Annotated in this window: 22 protein-coding genes; 12 read left to right on the top strand and 10 right to left on the bottom strand. The window is 59.5% G+C overall.

Features of this window, described 5'->3' with window-relative positions; all coding sequences use genetic code 11:
* Positions 1–42: 42 nt before the first annotated feature.
* The 4 genes from rsmE (at position 43) to ruvX (ending at position 2,827) form a co-directional block, all read left to right on the top strand.
* A complete protein-coding gene (gene rsmE, locus G6041_RS12515; RefSeq protein WP_007870753.1) occupies positions 43–774 on the top strand; it encodes a 16S rRNA (uracil(1498)-N(3))-methyltransferase in 732 nt (243 codons plus the stop codon).
* 12 nt (positions 775–786) lie between these two features.
* Positions 787–1,734 carry a glutathione synthase gene (gshB, locus tag G6041_RS12520; RefSeq protein WP_004385632.1) on the top strand — a complete coding sequence of 316 codons (948 nt, stop codon included), beginning with the start codon at positions 787–789 and terminating at the stop codon, positions 1,732–1,734.
* A 113-nt stretch (positions 1,735–1,847) separates the two neighbouring features.
* Positions 1,848–2,411, top strand: a complete 564-nt coding sequence (locus tag G6041_RS12525) for a YqgE/AlgH family protein (RefSeq protein WP_004385631.1) — start codon at positions 1,848–1,850, stop codon at positions 2,409–2,411.
* Positions 2,411–2,827, top strand: a complete 417-nt coding sequence (gene ruvX / locus G6041_RS12530; protein ID WP_007870755.1) for a Holliday junction resolvase RuvX — start codon at positions 2,411–2,413, stop codon at positions 2,825–2,827. Before G6041_RS12525 ends, ruvX begins: the two co-directional genes overlap by 1 nt.
* A 159-nt stretch (positions 2,828–2,986) precedes the next feature.
* On the opposite strand, the gene G6041_RS12535 is transcribed toward ruvX, so the two are convergent.
* Entirely contained in the window at positions 2,987–3,679 is a 693-nt protein-coding gene (locus G6041_RS12535) for an IclR family transcriptional regulator domain-containing protein (RefSeq protein ID WP_041460378.1), read from the bottom strand.
* A gap of 62 nt (positions 3,680–3,741) precedes the next feature.
* Here G6041_RS12535 and G6041_RS12540 point away from each other — a divergent pair, with 62 nt between their 5' ends.
* Complete coding sequence (locus G6041_RS12540; RefSeq protein WP_012123828.1) at positions 3,742–6,000, top strand: FAD-dependent oxidoreductase; 2,259 nt, start codon at positions 3,742–3,744, stop codon at positions 5,998–6,000.
* On the opposite strand, the gene G6041_RS12545 is transcribed toward G6041_RS12540, so the two are convergent.
* Positions 5,997–7,013, bottom strand: coding sequence for a type IV pilus twitching motility protein PilT (locus G6041_RS12545; protein ID WP_012123827.1), 1,017 nt, complete (start codon positions 7,011–7,013; stop codon positions 5,997–5,999). The genes G6041_RS12540 and G6041_RS12545 overlap by 4 nt on opposite strands.
* Positions 7,014–7,028: 15 nt before the next feature.
* Between G6041_RS12545 and G6041_RS12550 the strand changes: the two genes are divergently transcribed.
* Genes G6041_RS12550 through hemW form a run of 5 tightly spaced genes read left to right on the top strand, consistent with a single transcriptional unit; the run spans position 7,029 to position 10,336 of the window.
* Positions 7,029–7,736 (top strand): YggS family pyridoxal phosphate-dependent enzyme, encoded by a 708-nt coding sequence (locus G6041_RS12550; protein WP_012123826.1) that lies wholly within the window; start codon positions 7,029–7,031, stop codon positions 7,734–7,736.
* A gap of 21 nt (positions 7,737–7,757) precedes the next feature.
* Positions 7,758–8,312 carry a YggT family protein gene (locus tag G6041_RS12555; protein WP_004385625.1) on the top strand — a complete coding sequence of 185 codons (555 nt, stop codon included), beginning with the start codon at positions 7,758–7,760 and terminating at the stop codon, positions 8,310–8,312.
* Complete coding sequence (gene yggU / locus G6041_RS12560) at positions 8,309–8,599, top strand: DUF167 family protein YggU (RefSeq protein WP_004385624.1); 291 nt, start codon at positions 8,309–8,311, stop codon at positions 8,597–8,599. Before G6041_RS12555 ends, yggU begins: the two co-directional genes overlap by 4 nt.
* 14 nt (positions 8,600–8,613) lie before the next feature.
* Complete coding sequence (locus G6041_RS12565; RefSeq protein ID WP_012123825.1) at positions 8,614–9,207, top strand: XTP/dITP diphosphatase; 594 nt, start codon at positions 8,614–8,616, stop codon at positions 9,205–9,207.
* A complete protein-coding gene (gene hemW, locus G6041_RS12570) occupies positions 9,200–10,336 on the top strand; it encodes a radical SAM family heme chaperone HemW (RefSeq protein WP_012123824.1) in 1,137 nt (378 codons plus the stop codon). Before G6041_RS12565 ends, hemW begins: the two co-directional genes overlap by 8 nt.
* Before the next feature lie 384 nt (positions 10,337–10,720).
* Here the strand turns inward: hemW and ftsP are convergent, their stop codons facing one another.
* The 3 genes from ftsP to parC all read right to left on the bottom strand — a co-directional run bounded on the left by ftsP (position 10,721) and on the right by parC (position 15,428).
* The gene (gene ftsP / locus G6041_RS12575; protein ID WP_004385621.1) at positions 10,721–12,133 is read right to left on the bottom strand and encodes a cell division protein FtsP; all 1,413 of its coding nucleotides are present in this window, start codon (positions 12,131–12,133) and stop codon (positions 10,721–10,723) included.
* 47 nt (positions 12,134–12,180) lie between these two features.
* A complete protein-coding gene (locus G6041_RS12580; RefSeq protein ID WP_012123823.1) occupies positions 12,181–12,918 on the bottom strand; it encodes a 1-acylglycerol-3-phosphate O-acyltransferase in 738 nt (245 codons plus the stop codon).
* A 239-nt stretch (positions 12,919–13,157) separates the two neighbouring features.
* Complete coding sequence (parC, locus tag G6041_RS12585; RefSeq protein WP_004385619.1) at positions 13,158–15,428, bottom strand: DNA topoisomerase IV subunit A; 2,271 nt, start codon at positions 15,426–15,428, stop codon at positions 13,158–13,160.
* 199 nt (positions 15,429–15,627) lie between these two features.
* On the opposite strand from parC, the gene G6041_RS12590 reads away from it, so the two are divergent.
* Together G6041_RS12590 and G6041_RS12595 are read left to right on the top strand one after the other, a co-directional pair.
* Positions 15,628–16,209 (top strand): NAD(P)H-dependent oxidoreductase, encoded by a 582-nt coding sequence (locus G6041_RS12590; protein WP_041460377.1) that lies wholly within the window; start codon positions 15,628–15,630, stop codon positions 16,207–16,209.
* 31 nt (positions 16,210–16,240) lie between these two features.
* Complete coding sequence (locus G6041_RS12595) at positions 16,241–16,555, top strand: putative quinol monooxygenase (RefSeq protein ID WP_004385617.1); 315 nt, start codon at positions 16,241–16,243, stop codon at positions 16,553–16,555.
* Between the two features lie 63 nt (positions 16,556–16,618).
* Here G6041_RS12595 and katG read toward each other — a convergent pair whose 3' ends face one another.
* The 5 genes from katG to G6041_RS12620 form a co-directional block, all read right to left on the bottom strand.
* Positions 16,619–18,799 (bottom strand): catalase/peroxidase HPI, encoded by a 2,181-nt coding sequence (gene katG, locus G6041_RS12600; protein WP_012123821.1) that lies wholly within the window; start codon positions 18,797–18,799, stop codon positions 16,619–16,621.
* Positions 18,800–19,120: 321 nt separating this feature from the next.
* Complete coding sequence (parE, locus tag G6041_RS12605; protein ID WP_004385615.1) at positions 19,121–21,013, bottom strand: DNA topoisomerase IV subunit B; 1,893 nt, start codon at positions 21,011–21,013, stop codon at positions 19,121–19,123.
* A 42-nt stretch (positions 21,014–21,055) separates the two neighbouring features.
* Positions 21,056–21,631: an esterase YqiA gene (gene yqiA, locus G6041_RS12610; protein ID WP_084999131.1), complete on the bottom strand. Its 576-nt coding sequence runs from the start codon at positions 21,629–21,631 to the stop codon at positions 21,056–21,058.
* A complete protein-coding gene (cpdA, locus tag G6041_RS12615) occupies positions 21,631–22,458 on the bottom strand; it encodes a 3',5'-cyclic-AMP phosphodiesterase (protein WP_004385613.1) in 828 nt (275 codons plus the stop codon). Before cpdA ends, yqiA begins: the two co-directional genes overlap by 1 nt.
* 24 nt (positions 22,459–22,482) lie before the next feature.
* Positions 22,483–22,905: a DUF1249 family protein gene (locus G6041_RS12620; RefSeq protein WP_004385612.1), complete on the bottom strand. Its 423-nt coding sequence runs from the start codon at positions 22,903–22,905 to the stop codon at positions 22,483–22,485.
* Positions 22,906–22,907 lie beyond the last annotated feature (2 nt).

Raw genomic sequence — 22,907 nt, forward strand, 5'->3', positions numbered from 1 at the left:
CTTGCCGCGCGATGCCGCAAGCCCGTTTACCGGAAAATGTCCATGCGAATTCCCCGCATCTATCACCCCGAGCCGCTGGTCGTCGGGCGTGAAATCGCTCTTGATGAAGACGCCGCGAACCACGTTGGCCGCGTGCTGCGCATGAGCGCAGGCCAGGCGCTGCAACTGTTCGACGGCAGCAACCACGTCTTTGCCGCTGAAATCACGCAGGCGAGCAAAAAAAGCGTGCTGGTGAATGTGGTGAGCCGTGAAGAGGCGAACCGCGAATCGCCGCTCTTTTTACATCTCGGCCAGGTGATGTCGCGCGGCGAGAAAATGGAATTCACCATCCAGAAATCGATTGAGCTTGGCGTCAGTGTCATCACCCCGCTCTTCTCCGAGCGCTGCGGCGTTAAGCTTGATGAAGAGCGTCTTAATAAAAAGCTGCAGCAGTGGCAGAAAATCGCGATTGCCGCCTGCGAGCAGTGCGGTCGCAACGTGGTGCCGGAAATCCGCCCGGCGATGGAGCTCGAAGCCTGGTGCGCCGAGCCGGACAGCGGCCTTAAGCTCAATCTTCACCCGCGCGCCGCCCACAGCATCAACACGCTGCCGCAGCCCGTTGAGCGCGTGCGTCTGCTGATTGGCCCGGAAGGCGGCCTTTCCGCTGACGAAATTGCCATGACCGCACGTTACCAGTTTACTGATATCCTGTTAGGACCACGCGTTTTGCGCACAGAGACCACTGCGCTCACCGCCATCACCGCACTGCAGGTGCGCTTTGGCGATCTGGGCTAAAGGAGAAAAATAATGATCAAGCTCGGCATCGTGATGGACCCCATCGCAAACATCAACATCAAGAAAGATTCCAGCTTCGCTATGCTGCTGGAAGCCCAGCGCCGCGGCTACGAACTCCACTATATGGAGATGGCGGATCTGTACCTCGATAACGGCGAAGGTCGCGCCCGCACGCGTCTGGTGAGCGTCGAGCAAAACTACGACAAATGGTACGAGTTCGGCACCGAGCAGGATATTGCGCTGGCCGATCTCGACGTGGTGCTGATGCGAAAAGATCCGCCGTTCGACACCGAATTTATCTACGCCACTTACATCCTTGAGCGCGCCGAAGAGAAAGGCACGCTTATCGTCAACAAGCCCCAGAGCCTGCGCGACTGCAACGAAAAACTCTTCACCGCGTGGTTTGCCGACCTCACTCCGCATACGCTGGTGACGCGCAACAAAGCGCAGCTGAAAGCCTTCTGGGAAAAGCATGGCGATATCATTTTAAAACCGCTGGACGGCATGGGCGGCGCGTCGATTTTCCGCGTTAAAGAAGGCGATCCGAACCTTTCCGTCATTGCGGAAACCCTGACGGTGCTCGGCAGCCGCTACTGTATGGCGCAGAACTACCTGCCGGCGATTAAAGACGGCGACAAGCGCGTGCTGGTTGTCGACGGCGAGCCGGTGCCGTACTGCCTCGCACGCATTCCGCAGGGCGGCGAAACCCGCGGCAATCTGGCGGCAGGCGGCCGTGGCGAACCGCGTCCGCTGACAGACAGCGACTGGGAAATCGCCCGTCGCGTCGGGCCGACGCTGAAAGCGAAAGGTCTGATTTTTGTGGGGCTCGATATCATCGGCGACAAGCTGACGGAAATTAACGTCACCAGCCCTACCTGCGTGCGTGAAATCGAAGCGCAGTACCCGGTTTCCATTACCGGCATGCTGATGGACGCTATCGAAAAACGCCTCGCTAAGTAAGCCTTTCGGGCGGGAACTCTCCCGCCCGTTACCCCACCGGGGGTGACAGCTCGCGACTTTCCCCGCATACTGAATCTGCCGATTTTCCAACCAGGACTACAGAACTTTTGACGATGAATTTACAGCATCATTTCCTCATTGCCATGCCGGCCCTTCAGGACCCGCTGTTCCGCCGTTCCGTGGTGTATATCTGCGAATACAATAATGAAGGCGCGATGGGCCTTATCATTAACAAACCTCTGGAAAATCTGCAGGTTGAAGGTGTTCTTCAGAAACTGAAAATCACGCCGGAGCCGCGCGACCCGGCAATTCGCCTCGATAAGCCCGTGTTTCTCGGCGGCCCGCTGGCCGAAGATCGCGGTTTTATTCTGCACACGCCGCCGGATGCGTTCTCCTCCAGCATCCGTATTTCCGATAACACTGTGATCACGACATCGCGTGACGTGCTCGAAACGCTCGGCACGGCCGAACAGCCCGATGACGTACTGGTGGCGCTCGGCTACTCCTCCTGGGAGAAAGGCCAGCTTGAAGAAGAGATTCTGGAGAACGCCTGGCTTACGGCACCGGCGGATCTGAACATTCTCTTCCGCACGCCTATCGCCGACCGCTGGCGCGAGGCCGCGAAGCTTATCGGTATCGACATCCATACCATGCCTGGCGAAGCGGGGCACGCGTAATGAGCGGCACCCTGCTGGCCTTCGATTTTGGCACGAAAAGTATCGGCGTGGCGATTGGGCAGCGCGTCACCGCCACGGCTCGCCCGCTGACTGCCATCAAAGCGCAAAACGGCAACCCGGACTGGACGCTCATCGAAAAGCTCCTGAAAGAGTGGCAGCCGGACGACGTGATTGTTGGCCTGCCGCTGAATATGGATGGCACAGAACAGCCGCTGACGGCGCGCGCGCGCACATTCGCCAACCGGCTGCATGGCCGCTTCGGCATTAAAGTGACGCTGCACGATGAACGCTTAAGCACCGTGGAAGCCCGCGCCGGGCTCTTCGAGCGCGGCGGTTTCCGCGCGCTGAACAAAGGCAGCGTGGACTCCGCCTCGGCAGTCGTCATCCTGGAAAGCTACTTCGAGCAACACGGCTAACGCAATTTACGCAGTGCTGCCAGGCGCTGCGTTCGCCCTTCTCTTATCCGCCCGAATTCTTTATTTCCACTCATGAATCCGCCCCGGATCACACTTCTCTGGTGTGGCCTTTGCCCGGCTCGCCGATCGTTTCTATAAAAGAAACATAGCAAGTTTACGTCAGACCGGTTTCATCAGCCGCGCGGCAAGCGCATCAAGCTGCTCAAGACGCGTGTGGATTTCAGGATTGCTGATGTTCCACATGCCAGCCAGCGCTACCGCGGCGTTATGAATGCCAAGCGGTTTCGCCATTGAGACTTCACCGTCGTCGTGGCGCCAGACCACCCGGCCCTGCTCGCGCTGCTGCGCCACGTGTGGTGCGAGTTGTTCCCACTGCTCGGGCGTAAAGCGCGCTTCCAGCGTCTCGTCGCTCTCCGCCGCCAGCAGCGACATGCCGATGACCGACTGCCAGGCAGGCAGCATGCGAAAACCGGCCAGCGCCTGGCTCATCTGACTGCCAGGCGTCGAATGGTAAATGTAGATGATTTGATCTTCCCAGAGCACGCCCAGCGCCACCACCACATCTTTAGGGGCGTAACGCTCAAGTAGCGGCAGAGCATGGGAGAAAAGCGCAGAACCACGAATCGACTGTGCCGCCAGGGCGTGAATGCCAGGGCCGGGCAGATAACGGCGCTGCTCATCCTGCATGGTGAGGCCGATAGAGGCCATTGTCATCAGCAGGCGGTTGACGCGTGTGGTGTTAATGCCCATCAGTCGGGCCAGTTCACGGCAACCGATGGCCCGATCGCTGGAGACCAGGTATTGCAGGCAGCGGATCCCATCGATCAGGCTCTGGTTGGGTTGTGAAGACATAGCGAAGTCCCGTTGCATGACAATGTCATGAGTGTAATGCCAGTTAAGAAGGATACAAGTTTATGAACGTCTTTCCCCGCAGCGCCGACCGGACCTTTCCTGAAGAACAACTCCATGCCGATCTGCTGGTGGCAGGCGGCGGCCTTGCCGGTTTGTGCGCCGCGCTGGCGGCCGCCCGCGACGGATTGCAGGTAATTCTGGTCCAGGACAGGCCGGTACTGGGCGGCAACGCCTCCAGTGAAGTGCGGCTGTGGGCCAACGGCGCAACCTCGCACATGGGCAACAACAATCGCTGGGCGCGCGAGGGCGGCATTATGGGCGAAATCCTCGAAGAAAACCTCTGGCGCAACAAAGAGGGTAATCCGGTGATGTTCGATCTGGTACTGCTGGATCTCGCCCGCTCGCTGCCGGGACTGACGCTGTTGCTGAACACCGCGCTTTTTGACGTCGTCAATAATGGCCAGCGGATTACACGTGTCCGTGGCTTTAACGCCATTAACGAAACTTTTTATAGCATTACCGCTGCCCAGTTTTGCGACGCCACCGGCGATGGCGTGCTGGGCTATCTTGCGGGTGCCGAGTTTCGCGTCGGCGCGGAAGAGGCGGACGAACTTGGCGAAAAAATGGCACCGGGCGATAGCTTCGGTCACAAGCTCGGGCATTCGATTTACTTCTACACCAAACAGACCAGCGGCCCGGTGCGCTTTGTTCCGCCGTCGTTTGCGCTGAAAGAGATAACCGATATTCCGCGCTATCAGCGGCTTACTTCCACGCTCAACGGCTGCGATCTCTGGTGGCTCGAATGGGGCGGCCGTCTGGATACCGTTCATCAGAGCGAAGAGATCAAATGGGAGCTGTGGAAAATAGTCTGGGGTGTGTGGGATCACATTAAAAACTCCGGCCGGTTCCCGGATGCGGAAAATCTCACGATCGAATGGGTCGGCACCATTCCCGGCAAGCGCGAAAGCCGCCGGTTTATGGGCGATCACCTGCTCTGCCAGCAGGATATTATCGAGCAGCGCGACCATTACGACGCTGTCGCCTACGGCGGCTGGTCTATCGATTTGCACCCGGCGGACGGCGTCTACAGCACGCATGACGGCTGCCGCCAGTTTCACAGCAAAGGCACATACACCATTCCCTGGCGCAGCCTCTACAGCCGCTCGCTGGATAATCTGTTTCTGACCGGGCGGCTTATCTCCGCCTCGCATGTGGCTTTCGGCAGTGCCCGCGTAATGTGTACCTGCGGGCTGCTGGGCGAAGTGGTTGGCCGGGCGGCCGCGCTCTGCCATCAGCAGGGCATCACGCCGCGCCAGCTGGCGGCGCGCGAGCGCATCACTGCGTTGCAACAGCACCTGCAGGCGACCGGCTGTTATATTCCCCGCCAGCGGCTGGACGACCCGGCGCGCGGCGCGCGGCTTCGCGTCAGCAGTGAATATCAGCTCACTGAACTCACGCCGAACGGCGAATGGGCAACGCTTTCGGCGCGCACGGCGCTGCTGCTGCCCCTGCGTGCCGGACAGTCGCTGCCGACCCTGCACTTTACGTTGCGGGCAGAAGCTCCACAGCGCCTGCGTGTTCAACTGCTGACCAGCCACAAACCGGGCAACTATACGCCGGAGCGCTGGCTCGACGAGTGCGAGCTGGAGGTTCACGATGCAGCACCGTACCGGGTGGCGCTGCGCCATACCGCCGAACAGGATTGCTACGTCTTTATTGTTTTCGAGCGATGTGACGCTATCGAGATGGCGCTTAGCGCGCAGCACCTGCCTGGCATCATGATGGTATTTAACAGCCTTAACGCGCGCGTCGCCAAACGCTCGCGCCAGGTGGCCGATGGCGATTACGGCGTGGACGAGTTTGATTTCTGGCTGCCGCGCCGCCGCCCGCACCAGATTATGCCCGCGCTGCGCCTCGACGCACCGCTGCGCTGTTATCCGCCGGAAAACCTGTTGAATGGCCGCCTGCGGCCCGAACAGCAAACCAACGCCTGGGCACCCGCCGCGGACGATCCGCAACCAACCGTAGAATGGTACTGGGCGCAGCCACAGACGTTCGACATCCTGACGCTGATTTTCGATAACGATTTCGATAACGCGATGGAAACCGTTCAGATGGGCCACGACTGCGCCGTAACGCCCCACTGCGTCATGCATTACCGCCTGTGGGCCGATGAGACGCTGCTGGCGGAAGTGACGGATAACCATCACGCCGTCTGCGAACACCGCCTCGATGCGCCAGGCACCGCGAGCGTCGTACGCCTTGAAATCCTCAGCACCGCAGGCGCGCTGCCCGCCCTTTACGCGCTCCACGTGCGTTAGCCCCAGTGCCCGGCGCTGGCGTCTTTTTGCAGCGCCAGCCTGCCTTCGTTCAGGCGCATCGCCACGCTTTGCGCGAAGGTTTGCATCCCCTGCTGCTGGCCGGTTTCCATCAGGCCCGGCAACTGGTGCGTTTTCCCTTCGCGGATGAGATTCGCCACGGCGGGCGTATTGATAAGCAGCTCATGCAGCGCCGTTCTGCCGCCCTGCGCATCCGCCACCAGCTTTTGCGCTAACACTGCCTTCAGGCTGCCCGCCAGCTGGCTGCGCACTTTGTTCTGCTCATCGGCGGGAAAGACATCCACCAGCCGCTCGACGGCCTGCGCTGCGCCGCGGGTGTGCAGCGTCGCCAGTACCAGATGGCCGGTTTCCGCCGCCGTGAGCGCGAGCCGGATCGTTTCGCTGTCGCGCAACTCTCCCAGCAAAATGACATCCGGGTCTTCACGCAGCGCGCCGCGCAGGCCGTCGCTGAAGCTCTGGCAGTGCGTGCCGATTTCACGCTGCTGGATAAGACAGCGCGCCGGCTGATGACAAAACTCGACCGGATCTTCAAGCGTCAGAATATGGCCGTCGAGCGTCTCGTTCAGGTGGCCGACCATCGCCGCAAGCGTCGTCGATTTACCGCTCCCGGTCGCGCCTGTCACCAGCAGCAGGCCATCCGGCATCGTCAATAACCCCGGCACGGCGGCGGGCACGCCGAGCGCCTCAAGCTTTGGGCAGCCGCGCGGCAGCAGGCGCAATACCAGCGAAATGCCCTGCATCTGGCGAAACGCGTTGCCGCGCAGCCGCACGCCGCCTGCCAGACTGACCGCAAAATCGGTCTGCCCGCGCTCGGCAAGCTCGCGCTGATGGGCGTCGTCAAGCCAGCGCGCCAGCAGGTTTTCCGGCTTCGGGACAGGCTCCTGCAACGTCTCCAGCCGCCCCTGTCTGCGCCAGCGCGCCGGCAGTTCGCTACACAGGTGTAGATCCGAAACGTTATGCTTTACACTAAGCGCCACTAATTCATCCATTTCCATACAGCTTCCCTGATCATGAGTGAGACAGAACGCAACTTAACGCAGGTCCGGCAAAAGATCTCAGCGGCTGCACAACGCTGCGGCCGGGCTCCAGAAGAAGTTACGCTGCTTGCAGTGAGTAAAACAAAACCTGCGAGCGCGATAGCAGAAGCAATCGCCGCCGGGCAGCGTGAATTTGGTGAAAATTATGTGCAGGAGGGCGTGGAAAAGATCCTTCACTTCCGCGACGCGGGCGTTGACGGGCTGACCTGGCACTTTATCGGTCCGTTGCAGTCCAACAAAAGCCGTCTGGTGGCGGAGCATTTCGACTGGTGCCATACGGTCGACCGACTGCGCATCGCCACTCGCCTGAATGAACAGCGCCCGGATGAAATGACGCCGCTTAACGTGCTGATTCAGGTTAATATCAGCGACGAACAGAGCAAATCCGGCATTGCCTTAAGCGAGCTGGACGCGCTGGCAGAGCAGATAGCGGCGCTGCCGCGTCTGCGGCTGCGCGGGCTGATGGCTATTCCGGCACCGGAAAAAGAGTATGCGCGCCAGTTTGCCGTCGCCTGTGAAATGGCGGCGGCCTTCACGGCCCTTAAAGCGCGCTACCCGACGGTAGACACGCTTTCGCTCGGCATGAGCGATGATATGGAAGCCGCCATCGCCGCTGGCAGCACGATGGTGCGCATTGGTACCGCGATTTTCGGCGCGCGCGATTACGCCCGCGCCACCTAACAATAACTTCTGAGGAACGCCATGCTGACGTTGACTTTCCTGGTCAAAACGCTGATCGACCTGTATGTGATGGTGCTGCTGCTGCGCATCTGGATGCAGTGGTCGCGCTGCGATTTTTATAACCCGCTCGCCCAGACGGTGGTGAAATTTACCCAGCCGGTGATAGGCCCGCTGCGCCGTATTATTCCGTCGATAGGGCCTATCGACACCTCATCGCTGCTGGTGGCGTTTATTCTCTCAACGCTGAAATTCCCGCTGCTGTTATTGATTCAGTCAGGCGCGCTGTCGCTCGATCCGTTTAACCTGGTGGTGGGCCTGCTGTCGCTGCTGAAATCCGCAGGCCAGTTAGTCTTCTGGGTGATTATTATCCGCTCGCTGATGAGCTGGGTAAGCCAGGGCCGCAGTCCGATTGAGTTTGTGCTGATTCAGCTGACTGAACCGCTGATGGCCCCGATCCGCCGTATTCTGCCAGCCATGGGCGGCATCGATTTTTCCGCCATGGGCGTGATTATCGTGCTCTATCTGCTGAATTACCTCGCCATGGATCTCTTCCCGGGGCTGTGGTATTTGCTGTGAGTGCCGTCAGTAAAACCGTCGACGGGCTGGTGTTACGGCTCTATATCCAGCCGAAAGCCAGCCGCGACAGCATTATCGGTTTACATGGCGACGAGCTGAAAGTCGCCATTACCGCCCCGCCGGTTGACGGCCAGGCCAACGCCCATCTGGTGAAATATCTCGCGAAACAGTTTCGCGTGGCTAAAAGCCAGGTGGTGATTGAAAAAGGCGAACTGGGCCGTCATAAACAAGTCAAAATTATCGAACCCCAACAGATCCCAACGGAAGTTGCGGCTGTCACCGATTAATACAGGATTACGCTATGCAGAAAGTTGTCCTCGCGACCGGCAACGCCGGTAAAGTGCGCGAACTCGCCTCATTGCTGCAGGAGTTTGGGCTGGATATCGTGGCGCAGACCGAGCTTGGCGTCGACTCCGCCGAAGAAACCGGCCTGACATTTATCGAAAACGCGATTCTGAAGGCGCGTCACGCGGCTCAGGTCACTGGCTTTGCGGCTATCGCTGACGATTCCGGTCTCGCGGTCGACGCGCTGGGCGGCGCGCCGGGGATTTACTCCGCGCGCTACGCAGGCAACGACGCCACCGATCAGGAAAACCTGGAAAAGCTGCTTGAGGCGTTAAAAGACGTGCCGGACGAGCAGCGTCAGGCGCAGTTCCACTGCGTGCTGGTCTATATGCGTCATGCCGACGATCCGACACCGCTGGTCTTTCACGGTGCCTGGCCTGGCGTGATTACCCGCGCGCCCGCGGGCCAGGGCGGCTTTGGCTACGACCCGATTTTCTTTGTTCCTTCTATTGGCAAAACCGCCGCCGAACTGACGCGTGAAGAGAAAAGCGCGGTTTCCCACCGCGGGCAGGCGCTGAAATTATTACTGGAAGCAATGCGTAATGGCTGATTTGCCACCCTTGAGTCTGTATATCCACATCCCCTGGTGCGTGCAGAAGTGCCCTTACTGTGACTTCAACTCGCACGCACTGAAGGGTGAAGTGCCGCATGACGATTATGTCCAGCATCTGTTACGCGATCTGGATAACGACGCGCCCTGGGCGCAGGGCCGCGAGGTGAAGACGATTTTCATCGGCGGCGGCACGCCGAGCCTGCTCTCAGGACCTGCGATGCAGACGCTGCTGGACGGCGTGCGGGCGCGGCTTACGCTCGCGCCGGATGCCGAGATCACGATGGAAGCCAACCCCGGCACCGTGGAAGCTGACCGCTTTGTGGAGTATCAGCGCGCGGGCGTGAACCGCATTTCCATCGGCGTGCAGAGCTTCAGCGAGCCGAAACTCGCGCGTCTCGGCCGTATTCACGGGCCGGAAGAGGCGAAGCGCGCCGCACGTCTTGCGAGCGGCCTTGGGCTTCGCAGCTTTAACCTCGATTTGATGCATGGCCTGCCGGATCAGTCGCTCGAAGAGGCGCTCGATGATTTGCGAGAGGCGATTGCGCTGAACCCGCCGCATCTGTCGTGGTATCAGTTGACCATTGAGCCGAATACGCTGTTTGGCTCGCGCCCGCCGGTGCTGCCTGACGACGACGCGCTGTGGGATATTTTCGAGCAGGGGCATCAGCTGCTGACCGCCGCCGGTTATGCGCAGTACGAGACATCGGCCTACGCGAAACCGGGCTATCAGTGCCAGCACAACCTGAATTACTGGCGTTTCGGGGATTATCTGGGTATCGGCTGCGGCGCGCACGGCAAAGTGACGCTCGCCGACGGGCGTATTTTGCGTACCGCGAAAACCCGCCATCCGCGCGGCTATATGACCGGTAATTACCTCGATAAGCAGCATGAGGTCGAGGCACAGGATAAGCCGTTCGAGTTTTTCATGAACCGCTTTCGCCTGCTGGAGCCCGCGCCGCGCGCCGAGTTTGCCCGTTATACAGGGCTTAGCGAAGCCGCGATCCGCACGCAGATTGACGAGGCGATTGCGCTGAATTATCTGGTGGAGACGCCGGAGAGCTGGCAGATAACCGAGCACGGTAAGCTGTTTCTTAATTCGCTGCTGGAGTTGTTTCTGGCGGAGTAGCGGGTCTGGCGCTGCGGCATATGGCGGGTGCGCTGCGCTTACCCGCCCTGATTCTCCTGTTTCACGCTGCTAATGGCGGGTGCGCTACGCTTACCCGCCCTACCTCTCCTGTTTCACGCCGCTAATGGCGGGTGCGCTGCGCTTACCCGCCCTGATTCTCCTGTTTCACGCTGCTAATGGCGGGTGCGCGGCGCTTACCCGCCCTACCTCTCCTGTTTCGCGCTGCTAACGGCGGGTGCGCTGCGCTTACCCGCCCTACGAGCTGGAAGAGGGCGTTGTAGGGTGGATAAGCGCAGCGCATCCACCGTTTACCCTCCACGAGCGTCATGCAACTGATACAAAAAAAGCCGCTTCTCAGCGGCTTTTTCATATTCATCGAACGGCTTACGGGGCCGGGTTTACGACCATCTGCCCCACCGAGCCGCGGTCGGCCATCTCCAGCGTCTGGCTCGAATAGAGGAACGGGAAATGCTCCCACGATGGCTGGCTGAAATACACCAGCAGCTCCACCTGGCCATCCACCCACACCGTATCCTTCCAGCCGCGATCTTCCGGGAACGGCGCTGCGCCATTCACGCTGCGGATCAGAAAACTCACGCCTTCCATATGGAACGCCTGCGGCATATCGGAACGTACCGTCCAGCGCTCCCACGCCCCCTGCTGGGTCTGCACGTCGGTACGCTTCATATCCCACAGCTGGCCGTTAATACCCGGATCGTCGCTCAGCGTGATATCGCGGCTACGCACCGGCGCGCCGTTGATAATTTCATCTGGCAGCAGGCGCATCGGCAGCGTATCCGTCACCAGCGGCAGCAGGCCGGTGGGCCGCAGCGTCAGCACCAGCGTGGAGATAAGAATGCTGGACGGCTCAAAAATGCCGCGAATGCGGTCCATAATCGACGCCGCTTCACCGCAGGTAATGGAAACCTCGTCGCCGTTGGTCATATCGATGAGTACTTCACGGCGCTCGCCGGGTGCCAGCGCCAGCTGTTTCACCGCCACCGGCGCGGGCAGAAACCCCTGATCGCCTGCGATCACGTGCAGCGGGCGGCCATCACTCATCTGTAACTGATAGCGACGCGCGTTAGAAGCGTTCAGCAAGCGCAGGCGTACCCAGCCGCGCGACACCTCCACATACGGGCTTTGCGCGCCGTTCACCAGCAGCGTGTCGCCGACAAAACCGCCGCTGCCCGGCTCGCTGTATTCTGGCGTGCCAAAGTTGTCGAGGCGTTTGTCCTGAATAATGACCGGGAAATCATCCACGCCGTAGTGGTTCGGCACCGGCAGCGCTTTGCTCACGGCGTCTTCCACCAGCCACATGCCCGCAAGGCCGTTATAGACCTGCTGACCAGTGCGGTTGGGCGTATTGGCGTGGTACCAGAGCGTTGCGGCCGCCTGCCGTACCGGCAGCACGGGTGCCCAGTCGGCACCGGGCGACATCATGCGCGGCGCGCCGCCCATTAGCGGCCCTGGCACCTGTAGCCCGCTCACCGTCATGGCGACATTTTCCTGCAGGCGGTTGCTGTAGATAAGCTTGACGTCATCGCCGCTCCAGACGCGAATAGTCGGCCCCATATAGCGGCCGTTGAAGCCCCAGACCTGTGCGCGGGTGCCTGGCACAAAAGACCAGTGCGCGCGGGAGAGCGTCAGAAACAGCGGCTGGCCGCGGCGTGATTCCAGCAGCGGCGGCACCGGCAGCGCCTGCTGCTGACCTGCGGCATGTGCCCTCAGCGGCACCGCGCCCGCGCAAAGCGCCGCGCCCGATGCCTGAATAAACTGACGCCGACTGAGTGACATAAGTGCTCCATGAAAACGGGTAATGAATGACGGTCTGCCCGTCAGTCTCAGATCTTGCCAGCGGCTTCGCGCTCGGCCACTTCGTTATCCAACTGGGCGATTTTCTCTTCCATCAACTGGCGGCAGTGGGCGGCAAGTTCCCGTACCTGTTCTTTTCCCCAACCGTGGGTGTCGACAGGCGGTAACATTTCGACGATGACCAGACCGTTGTTCCAACGGTTGAGCTTGATTTTACCATGGGTATTGGAAACGCAGACCGGAATAATCGGCACGCCTGCGGCAATGGCGGCATGAAACGCGCCGGTTTTAAACGGCATCAGGCCGCGCCCGCGGCTGCGGGTGCCTTCCGGAAACATCCAGATGGAAATATCGCGCTTGCGGAACTGGTTCACCACTTCGGCGATGGTGCCGTGCGCCTTGCTGCGATTGTTACGGTCGATTAACAGGTTGCCGGTCAGCCAGTAGAGCTGGCCGAAGAAAGGGATCCAGACCAGGCTTTTTTTGCCGACGGTCACGGTCGGCGGCTGAACGATATTCGACGCCGTCACCATGTCGTAGTTGTTCTGGTGGTTGGCGATGTAAATCGCGTTGCCGTAGTTTTCAGCGCCCTGCGGTTTGCGCAGTTCCACCTTCAGACCGAACACCCTGGAAAGGCGTCCGAACATATGGCCGAAGGTCGCCACATGGCGCGGATTGCGCGGGCTGAACAGACACCAGATGCTACCCAGAATACAGACCACAATGCTGTAGAGAACCACAATAATTATTCGAACGATCGATAACATAACTACCTCTGAAGCCGCAGCCGCGGACCAGTATAACGGCTTTAACGGAAAACACACCGCTCACGGTCAGGCATCCCTGGCGGCTCATGATGTTGAGCAGACTCAAACACTTATTTTTATGCGTCACGCGCTAACAAACAATGGCGTGGGCGGGAAAATTACGCAAGCGAGGCCGCCGCGCTTCCTGCAGAGAATCACAGAAAGCGCGGCGGCGATGCGTTTGCCACTATTTCGGGGGGTTACGCCTCGCTGTCGTCGGCTTTCGGGCGCGACGGCGAATCCACTTCGACGCTGTCGATGCGTTGCAGGCCGCGCATCAGCGTACCGCGACGACCGCGTTCGCCATGCACTTTTTGCAGCTCTTCCGGGCGCAGCTTGATTTTGCGCTTGCCGACATGCAACGTCACGGTGCTCTGCGGCGGCAGGATGGTGAGATACGCCAGCTTATCGTCGCCCTTCGCCGCGTCGGCGGATGGAATGGAGATAATTTTGTTGCCCTTGCCTTTGGAAAGCTGCGGCAGATCCGCCACCGGGAACATCAGCATACGTCCTGCCGCCGTGATGGCGAGCAGCATGTCGTCGTCATGTTCAATTTCCAGCGGCTTCAGCACATGCGCGTTTTCCGGCAGCGTAATCAGCGCCTTACCGGCGCGGTTGCGCGCAATCAGATCGTTGAAGGTGCAGACAAAACCGTAGCCGGCGTCAGACGCCATCAGGAGTTTTTGCTCCTCGCCGGTCATCAGCATATGTTCCACCACCGCGCCCGGCGGCAGCGTCAGTTTGCCGGTAATCGGCTCGCCCTGGCCGCGCGCCGACGGCAGCGATACCGGATCCAGCGCGTAACTGCGGCCCGTGGAGTCGATAAACACCACCGGCTGGTTGCTCTTGCCTTTGACTGACGAGAGCCAGCCGTCGCCCGCTTTGTAGCTCAGAGCTTTGGCGTCGATGTCGTGGCCTTTGGCGCTGCGCACCCAGCCCATCTGGGAAAGCACGATAGTGACCGGCTCGGACGGCAGCATGTCGTGCTCGCTCATCGCTTTCGCTTCTTCGCGCTCATGCAGCGGCGAACGGCGATCGTCGCCGTACGCGTCGGCATCCGCCTGAATCTCTTTTTTCAGCAGGGTATTCATTTTGCGCTCGGAGGCGAGAATGCCCTGGATCTGATCGCGCTCTTTCTCCAGATCGCTCTGCTCACCGCGGATCTTCATCTCTTCCAGTTTGGCGAGATGGCGCAGTTTCAGTTCGAGAATCGCTTCCGCCTGCGTCTCGCTGATGCCGAAACGGCTCATCAGCACCGGCTTCGGCTCATCTTCGCTGCGGATAATCTCAATCACTTCATCGATATTGAGAAACGCCACCAGCAAACCTTCAAGGATATGCAGGCGCTTGAGCACTTTCTCCAGACGGTAGTTCAGACGACGGCGCACCGTATCGCGGCGGAACGCCAGCCATTCGGTGAGGATCTCCAGCAGGTTTTTCACCGCCGGACGGCCATCGAGACCAATCATATTAAGGTTGATGCGGTAGCTTTTTTCCAGATCGGTGGTAGCGAACAGGTGATTCATCACCTGATCCATATCCACGCGGTTGGAGCGCGGCACGATAACCAGACGCGTCGGGTTTTCGTGATCCGATTCATCACGCAAATCGTCGACCATCGGCAGCTTTTTGGCGCGCATCTGGCTTGCGATCTGCTCCAGCACGCGGGCACCGGAGACCTGATGCGGCAGCGCGGAGATCACCACCGCGCCGTCTTCTTTCTTCCACACGGCGCGCATACGCACCGAGCCGCGGCCGCTTTGATAGATTTTGCGGATTTCAGCGCGGGAAGTGATGATTTCCGCTTCGGTCGGGTAATCCGGCCCCTGCACGATATCCAGCAGCTCATCAAGCGTGGTTTTCGGGCTGTCGATAAGACTCACCGCCGCTTTGGCGACTTCGCGCAGGTTGTGCGGCGGAATATCCGTCGCCATACCCACCGCGATGCCCGTGGTGCCGTTCAGCAGAATGTTCGGCAGGCGCGCCGGCAGCATTTTCGGCTCGTTCAGCGTCCCGTCGAAGTTCGGCACATAATCCACGGTGCCCTGGCCCAGCTCGCCCAGCAGCACTTCGGCGTATTTAGACAGGCGCGATTCGGTATAACGCATCGCCGCGAAGGATTTCGGATCGTCCGGCGCGCCCCAGTTCCCCTGCCCGTCCACCAGCGGGTAGCGGTACGAGAACGGCTGCGCCATCAGCACCATCGCTTCATAGCAGGCGCTGTCGCCGTGCGGGTGATATTTACCCAGCACGTCGCCCACGGTACGGGCGGATTTTTTGAATTTGGCGCTGGCATTCAACCCCAGTTCCGACATGGCATAGACGATGCGGCGCTGAACAGGCTTAAGCCCGTCACCGATAAACGGCAGCGCGCGGTCCATGATGACGTACATGGAATAGTTGAGATAGGCGTTTTCAGTGAATTCATGCAGCGCCAGGCGCTCTGCACCATCATGAGTCAAATCACTCATTACTCGTTATTCCTCAGACAAGCCAGCCGTACACGGGGGAAACGGCAATATTGCCGCGATAGTACCTTATCTGCGACGCCGAGTCACAGCAGGGTTGATTATTGCTCATTTCGCAAATGTCTTTGCGCGTTTTGCCAATATTACCGTCTCGCCCGATGGGGTAAAATTAATGACAAACGCGATAATTAGAGGACAAATAATGAGCAACGTACTTATCATTAACGGCGCGAAACAGTTCGCGCATTCCAATGGCCAGCTTAACGACACCCTGACTGAGGTCGCGGAGAGTTACCTGCGCGACGTTGGGCATGATGTTAAGGTCACCCGCGCAGACAGCGAGTATGACGTCAAAGAAGAGGTGCAGAATTACCTCTGGGCTGACGTCATTATTTACCAGATGCCGGGCTGGTGGATGGGCGCGCCCTGGACCGTGAAAAAGTATATCGACGATGTCTTTACCGAAGGCCACGGCTCACTGTACGCCAGCGATGGCCGCACCCGCTCTGACGCCTCGAAAAAGTATGGATCAGGCGGCCTGCTGCAGGGCAAAAAATATATGCTGTCGCTCACCTGGAACGCGCCGCTGGAAGCGTTCACCGAGAAAGATCAGTTCTTCCACGGCGTGGGCGTGGATGGCGTGTACCTGCCGTTCCACAAGGCGAATGAGTTTATTGGCCTGACCGCGCTGCCGACGTTTATCGCCAACGACGTGATTAAAATGCCGGACGTGCCGCGCTACATTGCAGAATATCGCGAGCATCTGGCGAAAATTTTTGCTTAACTGACTGACGGTTTTACAAAAGGAGTTAACCATGCTGACAGTAATAGCAGAAATTCGTACCCGCCCTGGCGCACACCACCGTCAGGCGGTGCTGGAAGAGTTCAAGAAGATCATTCCCGTTGTGCTCGCGGAAGCAGGCTGCCACGGCTACGCGCCGATGGTGGACAGCGCCACCGGCCTTGATTTTCAGACCAGCGCGCCGGATTCCATCGTGATGGTGGAACAGTGGGCGAGCGCAGAACACTTAAAAGCGCACCTGGAAACGCCGCATATGCTGGGCTTTCGTGACGCGGTGAAAGGCGATGTGCTGGACACCACCATTCGCATTCTGGAAAGCGGCGTCTGACGCTTAAATGCGAATAAAAAAGGCGATGAATATTCATCGCCTTTTTTGTTTATCGCGTCACGCTTATTGGATATCGAAGCGGTCCAGGTTCATCACTTTGGTCCAGGCCGCCACGAAATCCTTCACGAACTTCTCGTGCGCATCCTGGCTCGCATAGACCTCCGCGAAAGAACGCAGAACCGAGTTCGAGCCAAATACCAGATCCGCGCGGGTCGCCGTGTATTTCACTTCGCCGCTCTCGCGGTCGCGCCCTTCAAACACTTCAGCGGTCGCGTCAGTCGCTTTCCACTCGTAACGCATATCCAGCAGATTGACGAAGAAATCGGTGCTGAGCACGCCCACGCGATCCGTGAACACGCCGTGCGCGCTGGCGTCGTAGTTCGCGCCAAGGGCACGCATCCCGCCCACCAGTACGGTCAGTTCCGGCGCGGTCAGCGTCAGCTGCTGCGCTTTATCGATAAGCAGCGACTCGGTCGGGGTGCTGCTGCGCACGCCGCGATAGTTACGGAAGCCGTCAGCTTTCGGTTTCAGGAATTCAAACAGTGCCACATCGGTCTGATCCTGGCGTGCATCAACGCGGCCCGGCGCGAACGGCACGGTAATCTCAACGCCTGCGGCTTTCGCCGCCTGCTCAACGCCCACTACGCCCGCCAGCACGATGATGTCAGCGAGCGATGCTTTATTCGCGGTACGCTGGATAGCTTCGAGTGTCGCCAGCGCACGGGCGGCAGAGGCGTTCACGTCCCAGTCGCGCTGTGGGGCAAGCGCCAGACGCGCGCCGTTGGCACCGCCGCGTTTATCACCGCCGCGGAAGGTGGAAGCCGACGCCCAGGCGACGGAGATCAGTTCGCTAACCGTTAAACCGGCGCTGGCGATCTCCGCTTTCAGGCTGTCGATATCCGCCTGCGTCGGCTGATAAATCGCCGCCGGTAACGGGTCCTGCCAGATCAGATCTTCTTTCGGCACTTCCGGGCCGATGTAACGCGCTTTCGGCCCCATATCGCGGTGCGTCAGTTTGTACCAGGCGCGGGCGAAGGCTTCGTTGAACGCCTGCGGATCGTTAAGGAAACGACGCGAGATCTTCTCGAACTCCGGGTCGAAACGCAGCGTCAGGTCGGTCACCAGCATCGTCGGCTTGCGTTTTTTCGACGGATCGAACGGGTCAGGAATGATCTCCGGCGCATCGACCGCTTCAAACTGGATGGCCCCTGCCGGGCTGCGGGTCTGCACCCATTCATATTTGAACAGGTTCTCGAAGAAGTAGTTGCTCCACTGTGTTGGCGTCTGGGTCCAGGTCACTTCCAGGCCGGAAGTGATGGCATCCGCCCCCGCGCCGCTGCCAAAGCTGCTGTGCCAGCCGAGCCCCTGCGCTTCAATAGGCGCGGCTTCCGGATCGACGCCGACGTGATTCGCTGCTGCCGCACCGTGGGTTTTGCCGAGCGTATGGCCGCCTGCGATCAGCGCCACGGTCTCTTCATCGTTCATGCCCATGTTGCCGAAGGTCGCGCGAATGGCGGGCGCGGCGGAGGCCGGGTCGCCGCTGTGGTTCGGCCCTTCCGGGTTGACGTAGATAAGACCCATTTCGGTGGCGCCGAGCGGCGCCTGCGCCAGCGATTCCGGGTGACGATGCTCAAGCCAGTTTTTCTCATCGCCCCAGTTCACGTCCATATCCGGCTCCCAGACGTCTTCACGCCCGGCACCGAAACCAAAGGTACGGAACCCGGAGTTTTCCAGCGCCACGTTACCGGCGAGGATAAACAGGTCGGCCCAGGAGATTTTCTGGCCATATTTCTGTTTCACTGGCCACAGCAGACGGCGCGCTTTATCAAGGCTCACGTTATCCGGCCAGGAGTTGAGCGGCGCAAAACGCTGCTGCCCGCGGCCCGCGCCGCCGCGCCCGTCAGCGGAGCGGTAGGTGCCCGCGCTGTGCCACGCCATGCGGATGAAAAGGCCGGTGTAGCTGCCCCAGTCGGCAGGCCACCACGGTTGGGAATCGGTTAACAGGGCTTTCAGATCGGCTTTCAGCGCCGCGTAATCCAGCTCGCTGAACGCTTTACGGTAGTTGAAATCGTCCCCCAGCGGGTTAGTGCGGTTTGAGTGCTGGGCCAGCAGCTCCACGCGCAGTTGATTCGGCCACCAGTCGCGGCTGGACGTGCCACCGCCCGCGGTCTGGTTGCTGTTGCCCTGATGGAAAGGGCATTTCCCGGCAGATAACGTATTGTGTTGATCAGATGGCGTGCTCATGTCTCGCTCCGTTTTCCATTTTCAGGCTACGATAGCCCCGCTTTTTGATAAGTCCTACCTGAATTAATCTACGGATTCGATAGCCTGTGCCTTGCTAATGCGACGGATAATCGGTGCAGTGTTTTTCAGCCAAAAGCGTCAACAAGAGATGCAGGCGAATCATGTCCTGTTGAGTACTACGGATGGAAACTGGCGTGTTTGATCGGGATCGAAAACGAAGCGGTAAAACGCAATCCGCCATAAAAGTAAGGATTACATCAGGGAAACAGCAGCGGCGCCAAAGGCGCCGCTGAAAGGAGTGTTGTTACAAAACGGGCGTTATCAGACTTCGATATCCGCCATATCGCCTTTCTCCTGTAACCAGTTACGTCTGTCTTCAGAGCGTTTTTTGGCGAGCAGCATATCCATCACCGCCAGCGTGCGCGCGTCGTCGTCATCGCTGATGGTGAGCTGCACCAGGCGGCGGGTATTCGGGTCGAGCGTCGTTTCGCGCAGCTGCATCGGGTTCATCTCGCCGAGACCTTTAAAGCGCTGGACGTTCGGCTTGCCCTTTTTACGCTTGAGCTGTTCCAGCACGCCCGCTTTTTCTTCTTCGTCCAGCGCGTAGTAAACCTCTTTACCGAGATCGATACGATAAAGCGGCGGCATGGCGACGTAGACATGGCCGCCTTTCACCAGCGCGCGGAAGTGTTTCACAAACAGCGCGCACAGCAGCGTGGCGATGTGCAGGCCGTCGGAGTCCGCATCCGCGAGGATACAGATCTTGCCGTAACGCAGCTGGCTGAGATCGTCGCTATCCGGATCGATGCCGATCGCAACCGAGATGTCATGCACCTCCTGCGAGGCCAGCACTTCATCCGACGACACTTCCCAGGTGTTCAGGATCTTACCTTTAAGCGGCATGATCGCCTGGTATTCGCGATCGCGCGCCTGTTTGGCGGAGCCGCCTGCGGAATCCCCTTCCACCAGGAAGAGCTCCGTACGGTTGAGATCCTGCGCGGTGCAGTCGGCAAGCTTGCCGGGCAGCGCAGGGCCGCTGGTGAGCTTTTTACGCACCACTTTTTTGGCGGCGCGCAGTCGGCGCTGGGCGCTGGCGATGGCGAGCTCGGCGAGCTGTTCCGCCGCCTGGACGTTCTGGTTCAGCCACAGGCTGAAGGCGTCTTTCACCACGCCCGAGACAAACGCCGCGCACTGACGCGAGGAGAGACGCTCTTTGGTCTGGCCGGCGAATTGCGGGTCCTGCATTTTCACTGACAGGACATAAGCGCAACGCTCCCAGATATCTTCCGCCGAGAGCTTCACGCCGCGCGGCAGAATATTGCGGTATTCGCAAAACTCACGCATGGCGTCCAGCAGACCCTGACGCAGGCCGTTGACATGGGTGCCGCCCTGCATGGTCGGGATCAGGTTGACGTAGCTCTCGGTCAGCAGCTCGCCGCCTTCCGGCAGCCACAACAGCGCCCAGTCCACCGCTTCCGTCTCGCCGGAGAAGTTACCGATAAACGGTTTTTCCGGCAGCGTAATCAGCCCGTTTACCGCCTCGGAGAGGTAATCGTTAAGACCATCCTGATAGCACCAGCGCTGCTCGGTGTTGTTCACCTGATCTTTAAAGTTGATTTCAACGCCCGGACACAGCACCGCTTTCGCTTTCAGCAGGTGCGTCAGGCGGGAGACGGAAAAACGCGGGCTGTCGAAGAATTTCTCATCCGGCCAGAAGTGGACGCTGGTGCCCGTCTGGCGTTTCGGGCAGGTGCCGACCACGCTCAGCTCTTTGACCTTTTCGCCGTTTTCAAAGGCGATGTTGTAGATCTGCCCGTCGCGTTTCACGTTCACTTCGACACGTTTTGACAGGGCGTTAACGACCGAGATCCCAACACCATGCAGGCCGCCGGAGAACTGGTAGTTTTTGTTCGAGAATTTACCGCCCGCGTGCAGGCGGCAGAGGATCAGCTCCACGGCGGGAACGCCCTCTTCCGGGTGAATATCCACCGGCATGCCGCGCCCGTCGTCGATAACTTCCAGCGACTGGTCGGCGTGAAGGATCACGTCGACGCGTCTGGCATGCCCCGCCAGCGCTTCATCGACGCTGTTATCAATAACTTCCTGGCCCAGATGGTTGGGACGGGAGGTGTCGGTATACATCCCCGGACGGCGGCGCACCGGCTCAAGCCCGGTGAGCACCTCAATGGCATCGGCATTATAGGATTGGGTCATGATTTTATCGTCAGGTCACAAAACGGGATCGTTGCCTTAGCGTTAACGCAGGCTAAGGAAATCGACAATCTGCGTGAAATAATCTTCAAAGCCTGCAAAAGCGTGGTTGCCGCCGGTTTCCACCGTCTGACGGCACGGCGCGTAGTACGCCACCGCCTGGCGGTAATCCAGCACCTCGTCGCCTGTCTGCTGTAACAGCCAGATAAGATCCGGGGCTTCGAGCGGCTCTATTTGCATCACTTTCAGATCGTAAATATGGCGAGACTCTAGCACATATTGCTGCCCGGTGTAGGGGTTCTCGTTCGCGCCGAGAAAATCGGTCAGCAGCTCAAAGGGGCGTACCGCCGGGTTCACCACCACCGCTGGCAGCATAAAACATTGCGAAAGCCAGGTCGCGTAATAACCGCCAAGCGAGGAGCCCACGACGCCGAGCGGCTCGCCGCCGTGCTCAAGCACTAACGACTCCAACAGCTCCATGGCATCAGACGGATACGGCGGCAGTTGCGGAACGACCATATTAATTTCTGGATGCTGCTGCGCCAGCCAGCGTTGCAGGCTGGTGGCCTTCGCCGAGCGAGGAGAACTGTTAAAACCGTGGAGGTAGAGGAGCGTAGACATCAGTATCCTTCTGATGCGGTATCAGGGCGGAACTGCGCGCCTTCGAGGCGGCACACTTCCGTAGTGAGCGAGCCGTCAGGGTGCAGATTCAGCCAGCGCCAGCCGGGTGCGACCGTATCGAGCGTAAAACCCGCGCAGTGAGGTTTGAACTGAACGCAGGTAGACGGCGTCGCCATCAGGCGGCGTCCGTTCCAGTCGAGATCCAGCTCCTGATGAATATGTCCGCAAAGCAGATGCTTCACTTGCGGGTAATGGTTCAGCACATCGTCAAGCGCCTGCGCGTTGCGCAGGCTGTGTTGATCGAGCCAGCCGCAGCCGGACGGCAGCGGGTGATGGTGCAAAAGCAGCAGCGTATGGCGCTCCGGCGCCGCCTGAAGCATGCGCTCAAGCCACTCGAGCTGGTAGTCGCTCAGCTCGCCGTGCGGCACGCCGAAAACCTGGCTGTCGAGCAGCAGCACCTGCCAGTTATCTCCTGCGAACACGCGCTTGGCGGGCGAAATGCCGGCGTCCTGGAGCGTGCTGTACATCGCGGGCTGGAAATCGTGGTTGCCCGGCAGCCAGACGCAGGGTGCGGGCAAGGAGGCGATACCTGTTGCAAAGTGTTCATAAGCCTCAGGCGTATGATCCTGCGCCAGGTCGCCTGTCGCGACAATCAGATCGCACTCGCGCTGTTCGGCGTGAAGCTCTGCCAGCACCGCCTGGTAGCTCTCCCAGGTGTTGACGCCGAGCAGGGTATCGTTCTTTCCGGCAAACAGGTGAGTATCGGTAATTTGTAGAATCCTGACGCTGGCCCCACCAGCAACAGGAAGATTTAACAGGCTTTCCAAATGGTGTCCTTAGGTTTCACGACGCTAACAAACCGGAACCGCCATTGCTCCATGCGCTAAACAGTAGCGTAGCCAGTCGGCAAGAAACTGGTTAATTTGATGTTTTTCGTCGCGCTGATGCAACTTTTTATTTGGGTAATCATAACGCGCTTTGAAGCGAAAGATCTGCTGGCTTGAACACACTTCCGCGACCATGGCGTCATGGTAAAGCCTTACGCTCATTGACGGCAAACTCCAGTAGCTCACTTTCGGCGCGGTTTGCTCTATCTGTACAAGCGTGGTGTACCGGGTTGATTCGAGGATAGTTAAACGGTATTGCGCGCCCGCCACCTGATAACTTACGGCTTCGCCCGGCGCGTCATTGCGCGGCAACAGGCGGCGCAGCTGCGCGAAGTTGGTTTCGCACAGGCGCATCATTTCTGGAAAATCAGGTGTATAACGCTTCATAT

Origin of the sequence: Cronobacter sp. HA18003 (genome assembly GCF_011605905.1) — a bacterium.
Taxonomy (GTDB): Bacteria; Pseudomonadota; Gammaproteobacteria; order Enterobacterales; family Enterobacteriaceae; genus Cronobacter; species Cronobacter sakazakii.